This is a genomic window from Bradyrhizobium sp. URHC0002 (assembly GCF_054059515.1).
In genome coordinates this window covers 7,656,074-7,674,515 of the sequence record NZ_JBSSCF010000001.1, presented here as the reverse complement: position 1 = coordinate 7,674,515, position 18,442 = coordinate 7,656,074, and the positions used below count along the sequence as shown (strand labels likewise).

Annotated in this window: 13 protein-coding genes; 9 read left to right on the top strand and 4 right to left on the bottom strand. The window is 63.1% G+C overall.

Annotated elements, in window-relative coordinates; genetic code table 11:
* Nucleotides 1-44: 44 nt before the first annotated feature.
* The gene (locus ACVWVY_RS37065) at nt 45-1,265 is read left to right on the top strand and encodes an ABC transporter substrate-binding protein (RefSeq protein WP_456631042.1); all 1,221 of its coding nucleotides are present in this window, start codon (nt 45-47) and stop codon (nt 1,263-1,265) included.
* Nucleotides 1,266-1,416: 151 nt separating this feature from the next.
* Here ACVWVY_RS37065 and ACVWVY_RS37060 read toward each other — a convergent pair whose 3' ends face one another.
* Entirely contained in the window at nt 1,417-2,631 is a 1,215-nt protein-coding gene (locus ACVWVY_RS37060) for a mandelate racemase/muconate lactonizing enzyme family protein (protein ID WP_456631041.1), read from the bottom strand.
* 240 nt (nt 2,632-2,871) lie between these two features.
* The gene (locus ACVWVY_RS37055; protein WP_456631040.1) at nt 2,872-4,113 is read right to left on the bottom strand and encodes an amidohydrolase family protein; all 1,242 of its coding nucleotides are present in this window, start codon (nt 4,111-4,113) and stop codon (nt 2,872-2,874) included.
* Between the two features lie 151 nt (nt 4,114-4,264).
* Between ACVWVY_RS37055 and ACVWVY_RS37050 the strand changes: the two genes are divergently transcribed.
* Nucleotides 4,265-4,696 (top strand): nuclear transport factor 2 family protein, encoded by a 432-nt coding sequence (locus ACVWVY_RS37050; protein WP_456631039.1) that lies wholly within the window; start codon nt 4,265-4,267, stop codon nt 4,694-4,696.
* A gap of 109 nt (nt 4,697-4,805) precedes the next feature.
* Here ACVWVY_RS37050 and ACVWVY_RS37045 read toward each other — a convergent pair whose 3' ends face one another.
* A complete protein-coding gene (locus tag ACVWVY_RS37045) occupies nt 4,806-5,564 on the bottom strand; it encodes a GntR family transcriptional regulator (RefSeq protein WP_456631038.1) in 759 nt (252 codons plus the stop codon).
* A 194-nt stretch (nt 5,565-5,758) separates the two neighbouring features.
* On the opposite strand from ACVWVY_RS37045, the gene ACVWVY_RS37040 reads away from it, so the two are divergent.
* The 5 genes from ACVWVY_RS37040 to ACVWVY_RS37020 all read left to right on the top strand — a co-directional run bounded on the left by ACVWVY_RS37040 (nt 5,759) and on the right by ACVWVY_RS37020 (nt 13,582).
* Nucleotides 5,759-6,637: an ABC transporter ATP-binding protein gene (locus ACVWVY_RS37040; RefSeq protein ID WP_456632404.1), complete on the top strand. Its 879-nt coding sequence runs from the start codon at nt 5,759-5,761 to the stop codon at nt 6,635-6,637.
* A gap of 2 nt (nt 6,638-6,639) precedes the next feature.
* The gene (locus tag ACVWVY_RS37035) at nt 6,640-7,416 is read left to right on the top strand and encodes an ABC transporter permease (protein WP_456631037.1); all 777 of its coding nucleotides are present in this window, start codon (nt 6,640-6,642) and stop codon (nt 7,414-7,416) included.
* Between the two features lie 45 nt (nt 7,417-7,461).
* Nucleotides 7,462-8,487, top strand: coding sequence for an ABC transporter substrate-binding protein (locus ACVWVY_RS37030; RefSeq protein WP_456631036.1), 1,026 nt, complete (start codon nt 7,462-7,464; stop codon nt 8,485-8,487).
* Nucleotides 8,488-8,615: 128 nt separating this feature from the next.
* Nucleotides 8,616-10,058, top strand: coding sequence for an amidohydrolase family protein (locus ACVWVY_RS37025; protein ID WP_456631035.1), 1,443 nt, complete (start codon nt 8,616-8,618; stop codon nt 10,056-10,058).
* Nucleotides 10,059-10,261: 203 nt separating this feature from the next.
* Complete coding sequence (locus tag ACVWVY_RS37020) at nt 10,262-13,582, top strand: carboxyl transferase domain-containing protein (protein WP_456631034.1); 3,321 nt, start codon at nt 10,262-10,264, stop codon at nt 13,580-13,582.
* Nucleotides 13,583-13,816: 234 nt separating this feature from the next.
* Here ACVWVY_RS37020 and ACVWVY_RS37015 read toward each other — a convergent pair whose 3' ends face one another.
* Entirely contained in the window at nt 13,817-15,442 is a 1,626-nt protein-coding gene (locus tag ACVWVY_RS37015) for a flavin-containing monooxygenase (RefSeq protein WP_456631033.1), read from the bottom strand.
* Nucleotides 15,443-15,604: 162 nt separating this feature from the next.
* On the opposite strand from ACVWVY_RS37015, the gene ACVWVY_RS37010 reads away from it, so the two are divergent.
* Nucleotides 15,605-16,831 (top strand): cytochrome P450, encoded by a 1,227-nt coding sequence (locus tag ACVWVY_RS37010; RefSeq protein ID WP_456631032.1) that lies wholly within the window; start codon nt 15,605-15,607, stop codon nt 16,829-16,831.
* A 5-nt stretch (nt 16,832-16,836) separates the two neighbouring features.
* Entirely contained in the window at nt 16,837-18,438 is a 1,602-nt protein-coding gene (locus tag ACVWVY_RS37005; protein WP_456631031.1) for a GMC family oxidoreductase, read from the top strand.
* Nucleotides 18,439-18,442: the final 4 nt, after the last annotated feature.

Here is an 18,442-nt window from a genome sequence, read left to right as displayed (position 1 = left end):
TGGCGTCACAAGCTCCCGCGAGCTTGGCGTTCGAGGCCGCGCTGATGAAAACAAGAATAAAATGGCTGTTACCAGCCTTCTTCGCTGCATTGTTGTTGGCCGCCCTGCAGCCGGCCCAGGCTGCTGGCGTGACCGATACCGAAATCCGCATCGGCAACATCATGCCGTATACCGGACCGCTGGCGGCGTTCGCTTCGATCGGAAGGGCGGAGGCCGCCTATTTCGACATGATCAATGAGCGCGGCGGGATCAACGGCCGCAAGATCAGGTTCATCTCGCGCGATGACAGCTCGAATCCGCGAACGGCGGTCGAACACACCAGTGAACTGGTCGAGCAGGAGCGCGTGCACCTGATGTTCGGATCTTTCGGCACGCCGGGCAATCTGGCGACGCGAACCTATCTCAATGAGAGGAGCATCCCGCAGCTCTTTGTCGCTTCCGGCGACGAGGAGTGGGCGCACCCGAAGCGATTTCCGTGGACGATGGGCTGGCAGCCGACGTTTCGCGCCGAGGGCCGGATCTACGCCAATTACATCCAGGCCGCCTATCCCAGCAAGAAGATCGCCGTGCTGTGGCAGAACGATCAGTTCGGCCGCGACCTGTTCCGGGGATTGCAGGAGGGGCTCGGTCTCACCGCCAACATGATCGTGGCCGACATTGCCATCGATGCGGACGTGTCCATCGATGCGCAGGTTGACATCCTCAAGAACTCCGGCGCTGAAGTGCTCGTGCTCAATTGCGCGCCGCCGATCTCAGCCCGCGCCATTCGTAGAGCGGCCGAGCTGGATTGGCATCCAGTGTTGCTGCTGGTCAATGCGGCGGCTTCGATCGCCAACGCGCTGCGCCCGGCCGGGCTTCAGAACGCCGTCGGCGTGATCTCCACCTCGTTTCTGAAGGACGCCAGCGACACCGCCTGGAAGGAAGACCCCGCTATCAAGGGGTGGCTTGTGTTCATGGACAAATATTATCCCGATGGCGACAAGGACGATAGCTACGCCATCTTCGGCTATGCCGCGGCCGAAACCCTGGCCCAGGTGTTGACCCAGTGCGGCGACGACCTGTCGCGCGAGAACATCATGCGGCAGGCGGCGTCGCTCAGGAATTACCAGAGCGGGTTAGTGCTTCCGGGAATTGCCATGAATACCGGGCCGGCCGACTTCCACCCGATCGAACAGATGCGGCTGGTGCAGTTCGACGGCAATTCCTGGCAGCCGATCGGCGACGTGATCGAGAGCGCGTTCGCGAAAGCACCGAACGATAATTGAGCGGTGTTCTGCAAAACCCAATCGGGAACCACGACTGTCATCGCCCGCGAAGGCGGGCGATCCAGTACGCCGAGACGTCAGTGATTGAGTAGATAGGCCGCGGAGTACTGGATACCCCGCATGCGCGGGGTATGACGGCCCGTGGTTTCCGCTACTTCTTCTGCCCGTAGTTCAACAGCCCACCCTTGTTCTTCGGCGGGTGGGCGCGCAGGCCTTCCTCGTTGGGTTCGGTGCCCCAGCCGGGGCGATCCGGCATGATGAGATGGCCGTCAACAATGTCAGGCACATGCGTGAACAGTTCATGGTCCCACGCCAGCCGGTCGATATCGGTTTCCATGATGCGCAAATTCGGCACGGCAGCCGAGAAATGTGCATTCTGCATGGTGCAGAGGTGGCCGTAGAAATTATGCGGCGCGACGTTGACCTCGAAATGTTCGGCGGCGGCAGCGATCTTCATCGATTGCCACACCCCGTTCCAGGGCGTGTCGATGATGGCGACATCCATCGCCTGTTCGTTGAAGTAGGGCAGGAACTCGCGCAGACCCAGCAGCGTCTCGCAGGATGAGACCGGATGCGGGCTCTGGCGGCGGATGTAGCCCAGCGCCTGCGGGTTGAAAGTGTCGATCTCCACCCAGAACAGGTCCATGTCCTTGATGGCCCGCAGGATCTTGAGGTAGCCCTCGGTCTTGGCGTTGAAGTTGAGGTCGAGCAGCAGGTCGACATCCGGCCCGGCGCCGTCGCGGATCGCTTCCAGATGCATGCAGAGGTTTCGCAGCACCTTGCGGTCGACGTTGATCTCCGGCTCGAACGGCGAGCCAAATCCTGGCCGCCAGCCCTGCGGCTTGCCGTCGGTGTAGACGAAGATGTTGGTCTTCATCGCCGTAAAGCCTTTCTCGCGCACCTCGTTGCCGATCGATTTGACGCCGTCGAGATCAGTTATCGCCGGCTTGAACCAGTCGGGATGATTGATGCGCCAAGTCGCGCAATGCGACCAGTAGACCCGGATACGGTCGCGGATCTTGCCGCCGAGCAGTTCGTAACAGGGCACGCCCAGCGCCTTGGCCTTGACGTCGAGCAGGGCGTTCTCGATGGCGCCAAGCGCCAGCGCCACCACGCCGCCGGCGGCGGGGCGCGTCGCGGCAAACAGTTCGGCGTAGATCCGCTCATGCTGGAAGGCGTTCTTGCCGACCACACGCACGCCAAGCCGCTCGATTGCTGCCGTCACGCCGGGCGCGCCAAAGCCCTCGTCATACTCGCTCCAGCCGACGATGCCGTCCTCGGTCATGACCTTGACGAAGTGGTAATTCCGCCAGCCGGCGTCGCAGGCGAGCGTTTCGACGCTTCTTATGGTGGTGGCCTTTTTCATGATTTTCCTGCCCGGGCTTGTTGTCGTTGGCCGATAACAACAATGATTGGCGAGGCCGTCAATTGCAGGCCAGCGCATAAGGCAGGGCAGGGCCTGCATGGTTCGCGACGACGCGGAGCATCGTCTCGGCTTCTTCGTCATGCCCGGGCTTGACCCGGCCATCCACGCCATCCTTGCTTGCTTCGAACAAAAACGTGGATGCCCGGTTCAGGCCCGGGCATGACGAGGTTTGCGAAGCGGCTATGCCTGCGGACGAAACAGCGTGGGCCGGCTACGCTCGAACACCTGCCGTCCGTTCTTGAATCCCATCAGCATATCGGGCAGTTCCGCAATCGCGTTCAGGCCGCTGTTGGTATCGAGGATGACCAGATCGGCGGGGTTGCCCGGTGCGATGCCATAGTCCCGCAAATTCATCAGCCGCGCCGGCAGCTCGGTGACAAGATCGAGGCAGGCGTCGAATTCGCTGACGCCGGCATGTGCGACATTGGCGTAAAAATTCGCCATTCGCAGCAGCGAGGCATCGCCGAACGGGGTGAAGGGATTGAGCACGTTGTTTGTCGCGACCGAACAGAGAACGCCGTTTTCGACGAGCTTGTGCGCCACCGTCAGCCCACGCGGCGAATTATGCGTGGCGTCACGCCCCATCAAATAGAGATCGGTCGCGGGCAGCACGGTCACGGCGACGCCCGATTTGGCCAGCCGCGCTGCGGCTGCCTTCAGCCGTTCCGGCGGCAGCGCGGATAATTTGGTGGCATGACCGATCGCGACGCGGCCCTGGTAATTGCGCCGCTCGGTCTGCCGGCAGACCTCTTCGAGATGCCACCACGACGGATCGAGATCGAAGTCGAGGTGCAGGTCGATATCGAGGTCGAACTCCTGCGCCAGACCAAATATCTTTTCGAGATGCGCGCTCGGATCGGTGTCCATATAGGGACAGCCACCGATCGCATCGCCGCCGTCGCGCAACGCGGCAATCAGCAGTTCCTCGGCGCCGGGATCGTTGGTCAAGCCTTCCTGCGGAAACACGCAGATCGAGAGATCGAGCGCCCAGGCATAGTCGCGCTTCAGCGCCTTGACCGCTTCGAAGCCACGCAGCGCAATGCGCGGATCGATCTCCACATGGGTGCGCATGCGGGTGGTGCCATGCACGATGGCGCGCTCGATCACTTTTGCACCGCGCGCGTAGACGTCCTCCACCGTGAATTCGCGCTTCATCGAGGCGACCGCGGCAATGGCGTGAGCTACGCTGCCATGGTTGTGCCCGCAGCGGCCGAGCAGGCAGGCCTTGTCGAGGTGGATGTGGGTGTCGACGAAGCCGGGCAGGGCGAGCCTGCCGCCGACATCGATCTCGGCCGCTTCGCAGGCAAGCCGGGGTTCGATGGCCGCGATACGCCCGCCGGTAATGCCGATATCGACCGGGGTGACTGAGGACCGGGTCCTGGCGTTGCGGAAGATCAGATCGAAGGCGGTTTTCGTGTTCATCGCGCGGCGCGTTGGAGGAACCCTCAACCTAGCGGAACGGCGTTCCCAGGGCAGCTCCAGATTGTGTGCAGTTTGGAGGCCGGATTGTTCAAAATATGTGCATGCAATTTGATGGCCCGATTGTAGAGTTCGGCCGTCAGGAGAGACCGCCATGTCCGTTGCCGCCAAAGCCGAGCCCAGGAACGAGCCGAAGGGAATGTCCGACGCCCAGGTGGTCGAGGCCTATCTTACGGCTTCGATGATCCCCGATCCCGAGGCGGCCGCCGCCTACATGAAATCCGGCACGATCATCACCTTCACCGGCGGGCGCGAGTTCGATCATCCGCGCGGGCCGACCGGTTTCAACGCGCGGCGCTATCGCTGGGTCAAGAAGAAGATGGATCGTTTCGATGTCTGCCCGGGTACGGACGAGACCGTCGTCTACAGCATCGGCACGCTGTACGGCGAGTGGATCGACGGCACGCCGTTCGAAGGCAACCGCTACGTCGACCGCTTCGTGGTCAAAGGCGGACAGATCGTGAAGATGGACGTCTGGAACGACAGCGCCGAGCGCATTCTGGTGCAGCGAGGGATTGAGGCTTGAGCTAGCGACGCTCGTCATGCCCGGGCTTGTCCCGGGCATCCACGTCCTTCGTGCTTGTAGAGGCAAGGACGTGGATGGCCGGGACAAGCCCGGCCATGACGGAGACGGATTACCTCGCCCTGACCACCTTCGGCATCTTCACCACGCGCCCACCATCGCCTTCCTCGGCATAGGGCGCCAGAATATCCAGCAAATCGCGGCCACGCTGCGGGGCGGGGGCCACCAGGGCGCGATTGGCGACGGAATCCAGATGGCTGTGCATCAGGTCCATCACCTTGGCTTCGTCGCCCTTGACCAGTGCTGCGATGATCGCGCGATGTTCGTTGATCGCGCATTCCGACGAATGGGGGCGGCTGTACAGCGACAGCGTCAGGCAGCAGCGATAGGCGACCTCGCTGACGTAACGCACCAGGATCGGGCTGTTCGTCATGTTGGCGAGCAGGATGTGAAATTCCGTCGCCAGCCGGAGCGATACCGCGTCCGTGCCGTCGCGGGCGCGGTCCTCGGCGTTGACATGGGCGTTCAGTTCGGCGACCTGGCTCTTGGTCAGCCTGCCGGCGAGTTGTCGCACCACCAGCCGCTCGAGTTCGATCCTTATATCGAAGGCATCGCGCGCATCCTGCCAGCTCGGCGTTGCCACGACGGCGATCCGGTTGCGGCGAAGCTCGACGAGGCCTTCCGCGGCGAGTTGTCCCAGGGCATGCCGGGCGATGGTGCGGCTGACGCCGAATCTTTCGCCCAGCGAATCCTCGGGCAGTTTCGCGCCAGGCTCGAGCGCCTGTTCGATGATGGCGCGGCGAAGCGCGCGGCAAATCACGCCGACCTTGTCGGATGGTACGGCTGACTTGCTGGCGGCGCGGGGCGCCATCGGCGAATCCTTAAACGTGGGCTCGAATGGGGTCTCTTATCACAATTGTGTACCGATTAAGCGCCTCAATTGCATGCAGTTTGACGGGGTAACTGCACAAAACGAATCCGTTGGATCGGGCGGGCTTGCCGCGATCCCATTGATTTAGCGTGCGGGTTTCGCTGGCATTCGGCTTGCATGCACTTCCAGCCATGATGCGCATGCAACCACATTCCGAATTCTCTGGCTTGCCGGTTGCGGCTTCTGCCGCACCCGTTGCCATCGAGTTGTCGGAGGCTTCCGTCACCTTCGGCCGCGGTGCTCGCGCGGTGCCGGCCCTTGCCACGACGAGCTTGCGGATCGCCGATGGCGAGTTTGTCGCTCTCGTCGGGCCGTCCGGATGCGGCAAGTCGACCATCCTGCGGCTGGTGAGCGGGCTGGTGCAGCCGTCCACCGGCGTGATCATCGTCGGCGGCCGGGAAGTGGCGGCGCGCGCCTTGCGCGTCGGCATGGCGTTCCAGAACCCGACCATGCTGCCCTGGATGACGATCGAACGGAACATCATGCTGCCGCTCAAGATCGTCGAACCGTTCCGCTCGCAATTCCGAAAACTCCGCAAGACCGAATTCCGCGACAAGGCCAATGCGCTGCTGGAGCAGGTCGGCCTCAAGGGTTTTGGCAGTCGCTACCCCTGGCAACTCTCGGGCGGCATGCTTCAGCGCGCTAATCTGTGCCGCGCGCTGATCCATGAGCCGCGCATGCTGCTGCTCGACGAGCCCTTTGGCGCGCTCGACCAGTTCACGCGCGAAGAGCTGTGGTCGATCCTGCAGGATCTCTGGATCGCCCACAAGCCGACCGTGCTGCTGGTGACCCACGATCTGCGCGAGGCGGCGTTCCTCGGCAGCCGCATCTGCGTGATGAGCGCGCGGCCCGGCCGCGTCATCGACGATAGCCGCGTCACCTTCGCCCGCCCACGCACCGTCGCGATGACCTTCGAGCCGGATTTCGTCGCGCTGAACGAGAAGCTCCGCGCGTTCATCGTCGATGCCCGAACTGCATCGAACGAGGCCGCATCGGCACAGGGAGCGGCCTGACCATGAGCGATTTCGATTATAGCCAAAAGGCCTGGTCGGCGGGACTGATCGTCCTGTTCTTTGTGGCCTGGGAATTGTTCTGCCTGATGACCGGGATGTCCGATCTGGTGCTGCCGCGCCCGTCGCAGGTGTTCGTCACGCTGTTTGAGAAGTTCCCGATTCTCTGGCCGCACATCCTGCAGACGCTGGCTACGACGATGATCGGCTTCGTGCTCGGCGTCGGCCTCGGCGTCGTCCTCGGTGCGGTCATCGGCGTTTCCAAGACCGCTTATGATACCGCCTATCCGTTGCTGGTCGGCTTCTCGTCGATTCCAAAAGTCGCCGTAGTGCCGATCTTCGTGCTGTGGTTCGGCTCCGGCACGGTTCCAGCGGTGCTGACCGCGTTGTCGATCTGTTTCTTCCCGATCGTGGTCAACATCGCGACGGGCCTCGCAACCACCGAACCCGAGCTCGAAGATGTCCTGAAGGCGCTCGGCGCCAGCAAACTCGACATCCTCTGGAACGTCGGTCTGCCCCGCACCATGCCCTTCTTCTTTGCCTCGCTGAAAGTCGCGATCTCCTACGCTTTCGTCGGCGCGGTGCTGTCGGAGACCGTCGCCTCCAACCGCGGCATCGGCAACGTCATGATGACCGCGTCCTCGAATTTCAACGTGCCGCTGGTGTTCGCCGGCCTGTTCGTGCTCGCCGGCCTCGGCGTTGCGCTCTACGTCATCTTCTCTGTGATCGAGGGACGCGTCACCGGCTGGGCCACCCGCAAGAACGACGTGATCGCCACTTGAAGCAGGATTTTGTCACCGCCATCCAACCCAGTCGAGGAGATCGCCATGTTAGCCAGAGTAAGCGCCGCGCTGTTGGGAGTTGCCTTGTTCGCCGGCACCGCCGGTGCCCAGGAGACGACGATCAAGTTTACCTTGGGTTGGAAGACGCAAGGGTCCGACGCCGCGTTCTTCTATGCCAAGGACAACGGCTATTTCAAAGAGGAAGGCCTCAACGTCGTGATCGACCAGGGCGAGGGCTCCGGAGCCACGGTAACGCGCATCATGTCGGGCGCCTATGATGCCGGCTTCGGCGACGTCAACGCCATCATCCAGAACGCCTCGACCAAGCCGCAGGACGCCCCGGTCATGGTCTACATGATCTGGAACCAGCCGCCATTTGCCATCGTTACCAAGAAGACCAGCGGCATCAACACCATCAAGGATTTCGAAGGCCATACGCTGGGCGGCGCGCAGGGCACGCCGACCACCCGGCTGCTGCCGGTGTTCGCGCAGAAGAACAAGCTCGAGGGCGAGAAGATCAAGATCTCCAACATGGCGCCGAACCTGCAGGAGCCAATGCTGATCAAGGGCGACATCGACGCCGCCCTGGTGTTCAACATCACGAGCTACTTCAATCTGGTGCTGAACCGCCAGGATCCCGACAAGGACTACAAATGGTTCCAGTTCGGCGATTACGGGCTCGATCTCTATTCCAACGGCGTGATGGTCTCGCGCAAGCTTTTGGCCTCCAATCCGAAGGCCGTCGCCGGTCTCGTCCGCGCCGTCAACAAGGGTATGATCGCGATCGCCAAGGATCAGAATGCCGGAATGAAAGCCGCTGTCAATTACGACAATCTGATCAATGTCGAGGTCGAAAAGCGCCGCCTGCAATATTCCTTTGACAAGCTGATCGTCTCGCCCGAGATGAAGGAAATCGGCGTCGGCGACGTCAAGGATGATCGCATGGCCCGCGCCATCGGCATCATCGTCGAAGGCTACCAGCTCGCGCGGGCGCCCACACCTGCGGAAATCTTCTCGCGCGAATTTCTGCCGCCGCGCGCGGAGCGGGAATTGGTCTATACGGCGAACTAACTTCGTCATTGCCTGCGACAAACGCGAAGCGTTTGCGCAAGGGAGCGAAGCGACGAAGCAATCCATTCTTTCTTTTTGTGGCGAGATGGATTGCTTCGCTTCGCTCGCAATGACGACGAGGGTAGGTCATGGCTACAGATATTCCGGCACACAGCCTGTTCTCCGGACCCGACGGCGGCCTCCTCGAAAACGTCGTGCTGCGACACGACAACGGCGTTATCACCGATATCTCCGGGACAGCGCCTCCCGCCACAAGCTCGCGCTCCCTCGTGCTTCCCGCCTTCGTCAATGCCCACGACCACGCGCGCCCGACCGCGTCCTCGTTCGGCGCGGTAGGCATGCCGCTTGAAAGTTGGATCCTCCGCTCGGCGCTCGGCACGCCGGTCGATCCGTATCTGACGGCGGCCTCGGCGCTGGCGCGTTCGGCGCGCGCGGGTTGCGCGGCGATGATGATCCATTACACCCGGCCAAGCGGCACCATGCCGCTGGTGGAGGAGGCCAGCGCGATCGCGCGCGCGGCGTCCGACGTCGGCATCCGCATCGCGTTTGCGCTTGCGGTGCGCGACCAGAATCCGGTGGTGTATGGCGATGAAGAGCCGGTTCTCTCCGGCCTCTCCAAGGACGATCGCAGCACGATCGAACAGATGTTCGTCCGCGGGCCGATGTCGCCGAAAGCCTATATCGAGCTCACCGATGCGATTGCTGCGGCCATCGCGGGGCCGAAGGTCGACGTGCAACTGGGCCCGGCCGGCGTGCAGTGGTGCTCAAAACCGTTGCTGGAGGCGGTGGCCGAGAACTCCGCACAGACCGGGCGGCGCATCCACATGCATCTGCTGGAGACCATCTACCAGCGCGCCTGGGCGGACCAGCATTTTCCGGATGGTATCGTCCGCTACCTCCGTGACATCGGCTTCCTATCGGAGCGGTTGACGCTGGCGCATTGCATTCATGCCCGCCCCGACGAGATCGAGATGATCGCGGCCTCCGGCGCGCGCATCGTCACCAATTTCTCTTCCAATCTTCATTTGCGCTCCGGCCTCGCGCCGATCGCCGCCGCACACAAATGCGGCTGCGCCATCGCGGTCGGCGTCGATGGGCTGGCGCTCGACGAGGACGACGACGTGCTGCGTGAGATGCGGCTGGTGCAGATGATGCACGGCGGCGTCGGCTTCGAACGCACCTGGACCACTTGCGAATTCCTCGCGCTCGCAATCGCCAACGGCCGGAAGGCGACCGGTGCACCGGGAACGGGAGCGCTCATATCAGGCGCGCCGGCCGATTTCGTCACCATCGATCTCGATCGACTCGATCGCGACCGGATCATGCCGGTCGAACCCATCGATCTCCTGTTCGCGCGCGGCAATGCGTCGCTGTTGCGCGATGTGGTTGTGGATGGGCGGAAGATCGTCAGCGAAGGCCGCTGCGCCGGCGTCGATCTCCCCGCGATAGACGAGGAACTGCGCGGGATTTACCGCGCGAACGCCAGGAATCTCTCCGGCTTCCAGCGCGCCTGGCCGCCGCTGTCGGCGTCGCTGCAAAGCTGGTTCGAGACGCATCTGGATTGCCGCTGACGCGTTAAGCGCCTCATCCTGCTGTGGGAATTCCGTGCCGTGGAACGAAATTCCACTTGCACAGAATCCCGGCAATGGTTTCATGTTCAGCAACAAGAAACTGAAGCCGCGGCCGTATCGTGCTGCCGCTGGTGGGGAAGCACGCTGGGCGAGGTGAGGCGGTTAACCGTTCATTACGCTCCGATGCCTGAACGGAAACATAGATGTCCTTCCATAAATTGCTGATCGCCAACCGCGGCGAGATCGCCATCCGCATCGCGCGCGCGGCGGGAGACGCCGGCCTTGCCACCGTCGCGATCCATTCCGCCGACGATGCGCAATCGCTGCATGTCCGCGTCGCTGACGCGGCCTGCGAAATCGCCGGGCGCGGCGCGCGGGCCTATCTCGATATCGAGGCCGTGATATCAGCCGCCAAGGCGACCGGATGCGACGCCGTGCATCCGGGCTATGGTTTCCTCAGCGAGAATGCCACGCTTGCCCGACGCTGCATCGAGGAAAGCATCGTCTTTGTCGGGCCGTCGCCGGAAGCGCTCGACCTGTTCGGCGACAAGGCGCAGGCCAGGGCGCTGGCGAAACAATGCGGCGTGCCCATCATCGAGGGCACCAGCGGGCCGACCAGCCTGGAAGAGGCACGGGCGTTCCTTGAATCCTTGGGCGCCGGCGGTGCGATCATGATCAAGGCCATTGCCGGCGGCGGCGGCCGTGGCATGCGCATCGTCGACGACGCCGGCAAGCTGGAAGAGGCCTATGAGCGCTGCCAGTCCGAGGCCAAGGCCGCCTTCGGCAGCGACGGCGTCTATGCCGAGCGCCTGATCCGCAACGCCCGCCACATCGAAGTGCAGATCATCTGCGACCACCATGGTGCGATCAGCCATTTGTGGGAGCGCGAATGCACCATCCAGCGGCGGAACCAGAAACTCATCGAGGTCGCGCCGAGCCCGTCGCTGAACGACGCCCTGCGCGGGCGCATCATCGATGCCGCCAAGGAGCTCGCCGCCGCCGCGCACTACGACAACCTCGGCACCTTCGAATTCCTCGTCGATAATGATGCCAGGGCGAGCGACCAGGCGTTCGCCTTCATCGAGGCCAATCCGCGGCTCCAGGTCGAGCATACCGTCACCGAGGAGGTGCTCGGCCTCGATCTCGTGCAGTCGCAGCTCGCAGTCGCGGCCGGCGCTACGCTCGGTTCGCTCGGTCTGGCGCAGGGCTACATCCCAAAGCCGCGCGGCTATGCGATGCAGCTCCGCGTCAACATGGAGGTGATGGACGAGACCGGCGGGACAAAGCCAACCGGCGGGACGCTGGCGATGTTCGACCTGCCGTCCGGCCCGGGCGTTCGCGTCGATACGTTCGGTTACTCGGGTTACCGCACCAGCACCGCCTTCGACTCGCTGCTCGCCAAGGTCATCGTGCATTCGCCGGGTGGTAACTGGACCGACATCGTGCACAAGGCCACGCGCACGCTGCGCGAGTTCCGGATCGGCGGCGTTGCGACCAACATTCCCTTCCTGGCGGCGATTCTGGTGCATCCGGATTTTGTCGAGAACCGCGTCAGCACCGGCTTCATCGAGGCCCATGTCGCCGATCTCGTCGGCGAAGCCAAGGCGACGGCGGAGACGGAACTGGTCGAATCCGGCAGCGCCGCCGATGACGAGTCGCTCGCGCTTGAGGTCGCGGCATCGGCAACCGGGCCGGCCGGCTCGGTCGCGGTGCCGGCGCCGTTGCAAGGCACAATTGTTGCCATCGATGTCGAGGAGGGAGATCTCGTCCGCCCCGGCCAGCAGATCGCCGTGCTGGAATCCATGAAGATGGAGCATCTGGTCACTGCGCCGCATGGCGGCCGCGTGACGATGGTCGCGGCGGAAGCCGGCGTAACGCTGATGCAGGACGAGGCGATCCTCTATCTGGAGCCTGCCGAGATCGACGCCCATGATGTGACTGAAGAGGAGGATGTCGATCTCGATCACATCCGTCCCGATCTGGCCGAACTGATCGAGCGCCACGCCATCACGCTGGATGAAAACCGCCCGGCCTCGGTCGAGCGCCGCCGCAAGACCAACCAGCGCACGGCGCGGGAGAACGTCGCCGCTCTCGTCGATGACGGATCCTTTGTCGAATACGGCTCACTCGCCATCGCCGCCCAGCGCCGGCGGCGCGCGGTCGACGACCTCATCCGCAACACCCCGGCCGACGGTCTGATCTCCGGCGTCGCCACCGTGAACGCGGAAAAGTTCGGCGCGGATGCCGCCCGCTGCATGGTGATCGCCTACGACTACACCGTGCTGGCCGGCACCCAGGGCCACATGAACCACAAGAAGATCGACCGCATGCTGAGCCTTGCCGAGCAATGGCGGCTGCCGCTGGTGTTTTATGCCGAAGGCGGCGGCGGCCGTCCCGGCGACACCGACCGGCTTGGCATGACCGGCCTCGACGGACCGTCCTTCGTTCAGTTCGCCAAGCTTTCGGGGCTGGTGCCCGTCATCGGCGTCGTGTCCGGCTATTGCTTTGCCGGCAATGCCGCGATGCTCGGCTGCTGCGACGTCATCATTGCCACGATGAACGCCTCGATCGGCATGGGTGGTCCGGCGATGATCGAGGGCGGCGGCCTCGGCGTCTACCATCCGGCCGAAGTCGGTCCGGTGTCGTTCCAGTCGCCGAATGGCGTGATCGACATTCTGGTCGAGGACGAGGCGGAAGCGACGGCTGCAGCGCAGAAATATCTGTCGTACTTCCAGGGCGCGGTTGCCGACTGGAAGGCGCCGGACCAGCGGCTGCTGCGGCGGGCAATCCCGGAAAATCGGCTGCGGGTTTACGATATCCGGACCGTGATCGATCTGCTGGCGGATGAGGGCTCGGTGCTGGAAATCCGCCGGGACTTTGGCGTCGGCATGATCACCGCCTTCATCCGCATCGAGGGAAAACCGTTCGGCCTGATCGCCAACAATCCAAAACATCTCGGCGGCGCGATCGATGCTCCGGCCGGCGACAAGGCCGCGCGCTTCATGCAGCTCTGCGACGCCTTCGACATTCCACTGCTGTCGCTGTGCGATACGCCGGGCTTCATGGTCGGTCCCGAAGCCGAAAAAACCGCGATCGTGCGCCATGTCGCGCGAATGTTCGTGACCGGCGCGAGCCTCACCGTGCCGTTGTTCGGCATCGTCTTGCGCAAGGGCTATGGCCTCGGCGCGCAATCCATGATCGGCGGTGGTTTCCACGCCTCCTTCTTCACGGTGGCCTGGCCGACCGGCGAGTTCGGGGGCATGGGGCTGGAGGGCTATGTCCGGCTCGGCTTCCGCAAGGAGATGGAAGCGATCGAAGATCCGGACGAGCGCGAGGAGTACTATCAGGCCAAGGTCGCCGAGCTCTACGCCAACGGCAAGGCGGTCTCGATCGCCTCCGTGCTGGAGATCGACGAAGTGATCGATCCCGCCGATACGCGGCAATGGATCATGTCCGGCCTGCGGTCCGTGCCGAAGCCGCAAGCGCGCACGACCAAGAAGCGGCCGTGCATTGATGCGTGGTGAGCGGGATTCGTAGGGTGGGCAAAGCGTAGCGTGCCCACCATTCACGAGGATTGCTGCAGATAGATGGTGGGCACGGCGCTAACGCGCCTTTGCCCGCCCTACGGACTTTGCCCATCCTCAGTTGTCATCGCCCGGCTTGACCGGGCGACCCAGTATTCCAGAGACGCCGATGATAAACCGATAAGCCGCGGCGCACTGGGTCGCCCGGTCAAGCCGGGCGACGACAGGAGAGAACTACCCCAGCCTCAATTCCGTATACCCCTTCGCCGCCACCTCATCGCACCTTGCGCGATACGCCGGCGCGCTGCCGCTGTAGCGGGCGACGATGCGGGTCTGCTTGCCCTCGACGTTGGAATTGATGCCGGTCATCCAGGAATTGACCTCGTTGGACAACAGCCCGACGCCGAGCGCTTTCACGTGATCGGTCCAGGAGGCAACACCTTCCGGCGTCGCCTCCAGTCGCGTCAGCCCCTTGTCCATCGCAAAGCGGACAAGTCCAGTCACCCAGTCGACGCTGTATTCGATGCTGCGCGGGATGTTGCCGAGCGCGGTATGCGGGCCCATCAGCATCAGCATGTTCGGAAATTCATGAACCATGATGCCGAGATAGGTCTCCGGTCCGCTTCTCCATTTATCCCTGAGGCGTACCCCGCCGCTCCCGCGAAAATCGATCTTGTCGAAACTGCCGGTGATGGCGTCGAAGCCGGTCGCATAAATGATGATGTCGAACGCGAATTCGCTGTCGCTGGTCCGGATACCCGCAGGCGTGATCCGCTCAATCGGCGTTTCGTTGATGTCGACCAGCTCGACATTGTCCTGATTGTAGACCTCATAATAAAAAGTCTCGAGCGGCAGCCGCCGCGTGCCAAAGCCGTGATTCCTGGGAATCAGTTTTTCAGCCACTGCCTGGTTCTTCACCCGCTGGCGGATCTTGCGCGCCACGAAATCGGAGATCGTCGCGTTCGCCTTGCGGTCGATCAGGATGTCGCGAAAATTGCCCTGCCAGATGCCGAAGCCGCGTTCGCCGTAGAGCTTTTCGTAAAACGCCTCGCGCTCCTCGTCCGAAACCTCGAACGCGCCGCGCGGGTCCGGCGTATGCAGGAAGCAGGCAAAGGTCTCCTGGCAGCGGGCGAACATCTCGGGATAGCCGGCCTTGATCTTCACTTGCGTCTCGGCGTCGATCTTGCCGTTGTGCAGCGGTGCGCACCAGTTCGGTGTGCGCTGGAACACGGTGAGATGGCCGACTTGGCCGGCAATGGTCTGGATGGTCTGCACGCCGGTTGCACCGGTGCCGATCACGGCGACGCGTTTGCCGGCGAAATCGACGGGCGCCTTCGGCCATCGTGCGGTATGGAAGGATGCACCCTTGAACTCGTCGCGTCCCTCGATCCGCGGCAATGTAGGCGTCGACAAGGGTCCAATCGCGGTGATCAGGAACCGGGTGTCGAACCGACTGCCGTCTTCGAGCGTGACGGCCCAACTTTGCGTCTCTTCCTCGTAAACCGCCGCCGAGACCCGGCTGCGAAACTGGATATCGCGCCGCAGGTCGAACTTGTCGGCGACATGGTTGAGATAGCGCAGCGTTTCCGGTTGGCCGGCAAAGTGCTCCGACCAGTCCCATTCCTCCAAAAGCTCCTTCGAAAACGAGTAGCCGTAGGAATAGCTTTCCGAATCGAAGCGCGCGCCGGGATAGCGGTTCCAGTACCAGGTGCCGCCGACATCGGTGCCGGCCTCGAACACCCGCACGCGAAAACCCTGTTCGCGCAACCGGTAGAGCTGGTACAGGCCCGACATGCCCGCGCCGATGATGATGGCGTCGAAAGGAATTGGCGTCGCTCCCTCGCTTGCGGTTTGCGCCAAGGCTATCCGGTCTCGTGGCGGCGGACAAACCCTGCATGGACGCGTGGCAGGGTTGCAGGTTTGCCGCTGGCCGGTCTCGGTCGGCTTTACTCACGGCCATATCTGCCCGTATCGTCCGGATCAGGAGCGCCCGACAAGCGGCGACGACGGGAGGGGGAAGCGATGGCCCAGGCACTGCAGCGCGAGCTGGCCTCGATCGACGTCAGCGATCCCCACCTCTACCAGAACGACATCTGGCGGCCGCTGTTCGAACAATTGCGCCGCGACGATCCCGTGCATTACTGCGTGGCCTCGTCGTTCGGGCCGTACTGGTCGGTGACGCGCTACGACGACATTTTTGCGGTCGAGCTCGATCACGAGAACTATTCATCGAGCTCGGAGCTCGGCGGTATTCAGGTGGCCGACCAGCCGAAGGGGCGCGAAATCTCGAGTTTCATCCGAATGGATCCGCCTGGTCACACTGCGCAGCGCCGCACGGTGGCCCCGATCGTGGCGCCGTCAAATCTCGCCAATTTCGAGCCGCTGATCCGCAAGCGGACGTGCGCTGTGTTGGACGCATTGCCGCGCAACGAGACCTTTGACTGGGCCGAGCGCGTCTCGACCGATCTCACCAATATGATGCTGGCGACATTGTTCGATTTTCCATCGGAAGATCGCATGAAGCTGAGCTGGTGGTCGGATGTAGCGATCGCCAATGTCAATTCGCCCGACGCCGTCGTGCATTCGGAAGCCGAGCGTTACGATGAACTGGCCAGGATGGGCGACTATTTCCACAAATTGTGGGACGCGCGTGCCGATGCGCCGCCGACCTTCGACCTGATCTCGATGCTGGCGCATTCCGAGGCGACGCGTCATCTGCAACCGCGCGAGTTCATCGGCACGATGGCGCTTCTGATCGTCGGCGGCAACGACACCACGCGCAATTCGATGAGCGGTGGGTTGATGGCGCTGGTGGAAAACCCCAAGCAGTTCGAGCTGGTGCGGGCGCGGCGCGAACTGATTCCAAACCTCGTTTCCGAAATCATCCGCTACCAGACCCCGGTGCTGCATATGCGCCGCACCGCGCGCAATGACGTTGCGCTTGCCGGCCGCCGGATCGCCAAGGGCGACAAGGTCGTGATGTGGTACATCTCCGGCAATCGCGACGAGAGCAAGATCGATCGCGCCGACGAATTCATCATCGACCGCGCCAAGCCACGCCAGCATCTCGCCTTCGGCGCGGGCATCCACCGCTGCGTTGGCGATCGCCTAGCCGAGCAGCAAATCCGCATTTTGTGGGAGGAAATATTGAACCGCGACCTTCGCTTTGAAATCATGGGCCCGCCGCAGCGGCTCTATTCAAATTTCATCCGCGGCATCCGCTCGCTGCCGGTAAGGATTGTCAGGTAACAAGAATGAAGAACGATCCCGTTGACGTCCTGATCATCGGCGCCGGCGCATCCGGCGCGGCGGTGGCGTGGAGCCTGGCCGAAACCAAGATGCATATCCTCTGCCTCGACCAGGGTGGCTGGATGAAGCCGTCGGAATATCCGAGCACCGGGCGCGATTGGGAAGCAAAATTCTACGGCGACTGGTCGACCAGCCCGAACATCCGTGGCCGGCCCGAGGACTATCCTGTCAACGACGACAACTCGCCGATCAAGGTGGTGAACTTCAACGGCGTCGGCGGCTCGACGGTGATGTACACCGCGCATTGGCCGCGGCTACACCCTTCCGATTTCAAGGTGAAGACGCTCGACGGCGTCGCTGACGATTGGCCGATCGATTACGACGCGCTTACCCCGTTCTTCGAGGAGAACGACCGGATGATGGGCGTCTCGGGCCTGTCGGGCGATCCGCTGTCGCCGCTGACGCGACCGCCGATGCCGCCGCAGCCGCTCGGGCTTTCCGGCCCTTTGATCGGCAAGGCCATGAACAAGCTCGGCTGGCACTGGTGGCCGTCGGACACGACCGTTGCGACGATGGATTACGAGGGCCGGGCGCGCTGTATCAATCTCGGCCATTGCACGCCAGCCTGCGCGCAAGGCGCCAAAGCCTCGACCGACATTACCTATTGGCCGCACGCGATCCGCGCCGGTGTCGAGCTCAAGACGCATTGCCGCGTGCGCGAGATCCTCACCAATGAGCACGGCATGGCCTCGGGTGTCGTCTACTACGACAAGGATGGCGTCGAGCAGTTCCAGCCGGCCGAAGTCGTCATCATCGCCTGCAACGGCGTTGGCACGCCGCGGCTGCTCTTAAACTCGGTCTCCGGCCGCTTCCCTGACGGCCTGGCCAATTCGTCCGGACTGGTCGGCAAGAACCTGATGTTCCATCCCTATGCGCAGATCTACGGTTTTGTGAAGGAGCCGACCGACTCTAACCGCGCGCCGCCGACCTGCCTCTGGAGCAAGGAGTTCTACGACACGGATCTCTCGCGCGGCTTTGTCCGCGGCTACGGCATCCAGTTCGGCCGCGGTGCAGGGCCTGTGTTCGAAGCGGTTGCGAGCGAGCAGAAAGGCATTTTGCCGTGGGGCGCGGATCATCACCGCGTCTTTCGCAAGCTCAACGGCCATCGCATCGGGGTCTCTGCGATCTGCGAGGATCTGCCGGAGGAGCACAACCGCGTCACGCTCGATCCCGTGCTGAAGGACGGCCACGGCATTCCCGCGCCGAAGATCGATTACACGCTCAGTGAGAACAGCCGGAAGATGATGGAGCATGGACTGGCGCGCGGCCGGGAGATTCTCGAAGCCGCCGGCGCGACCGACCTCTGCATCAACAATCCGATCTCCTGGGGCGGCTGGCATCTGCTCGGCACGGCGCGGATGGGTACCGATCCTGCGCGCTCGGTGGTCAACGAATGGGGCCGGTCGCATGACGTGAAGAATCTCTTCATCGTCGACGGCAGCGTATTCGTCACATCAGGCGGCGTGAACCCGACCTCGACCATCCAGGCGATCGCGCTCTACGTCGCCGACCAGATCAAGCAACGCCTTGCCAACCTTTTCGACTGAGACC

Coding starts and splice junctions, on each gene's coding strand:
- ACVWVY_RS37065 (WP_456631042.1), top strand. CDS start 45: ATGAAAACAAGAATAAAATGGCTGTTACCAGCCTTCTTCGCTGCATTG.
- ACVWVY_RS37060 (WP_456631041.1), bottom strand. CDS start 2,631: ATGAAAAAGGCCACCACCATAAGAAGCGTCGAAACGCTCGCCTGCGAC.
- ACVWVY_RS37055 (WP_456631040.1), bottom strand. CDS start 4,113: ATGAACACGAAAACCGCCTTCGATCTGATCTTCCGCAACGCCAGGACC.
- ACVWVY_RS37050 (WP_456631039.1), top strand. CDS start 4,265: ATGTCCGTTGCCGCCAAAGCCGAGCCCAGGAACGAGCCGAAGGGAATG.
- ACVWVY_RS37045 (WP_456631038.1), bottom strand. CDS start 5,564: ATGGCGCCCCGCGCCGCCAGCAAGTCAGCCGTACCATCCGACAAGGTC.
- ACVWVY_RS37040 (WP_456632404.1), top strand. CDS start 5,759: ATGCGCATGCAACCACATTCCGAATTCTCTGGCTTGCCGGTTGCGGCT.
- ACVWVY_RS37035 (WP_456631037.1), top strand. CDS start 6,640: ATGAGCGATTTCGATTATAGCCAAAAGGCCTGGTCGGCGGGACTGATC.
- ACVWVY_RS37030 (WP_456631036.1), top strand. CDS start 7,462: ATGTTAGCCAGAGTAAGCGCCGCGCTGTTGGGAGTTGCCTTGTTCGCC.
- ACVWVY_RS37025 (WP_456631035.1), top strand. CDS start 8,616: ATGGCTACAGATATTCCGGCACACAGCCTGTTCTCCGGACCCGACGGC.
- ACVWVY_RS37020 (WP_456631034.1), top strand. CDS start 10,262: ATGTCCTTCCATAAATTGCTGATCGCCAACCGCGGCGAGATCGCCATC.
- ACVWVY_RS37010 (WP_456631032.1), top strand. CDS start 15,605: ATGGCCCAGGCACTGCAGCGCGAGCTGGCCTCGATCGACGTCAGCGAT.
- ACVWVY_RS37005 (WP_456631031.1), top strand. CDS start 16,837: ATGAAGAACGATCCCGTTGACGTCCTGATCATCGGCGCCGGCGCATCC.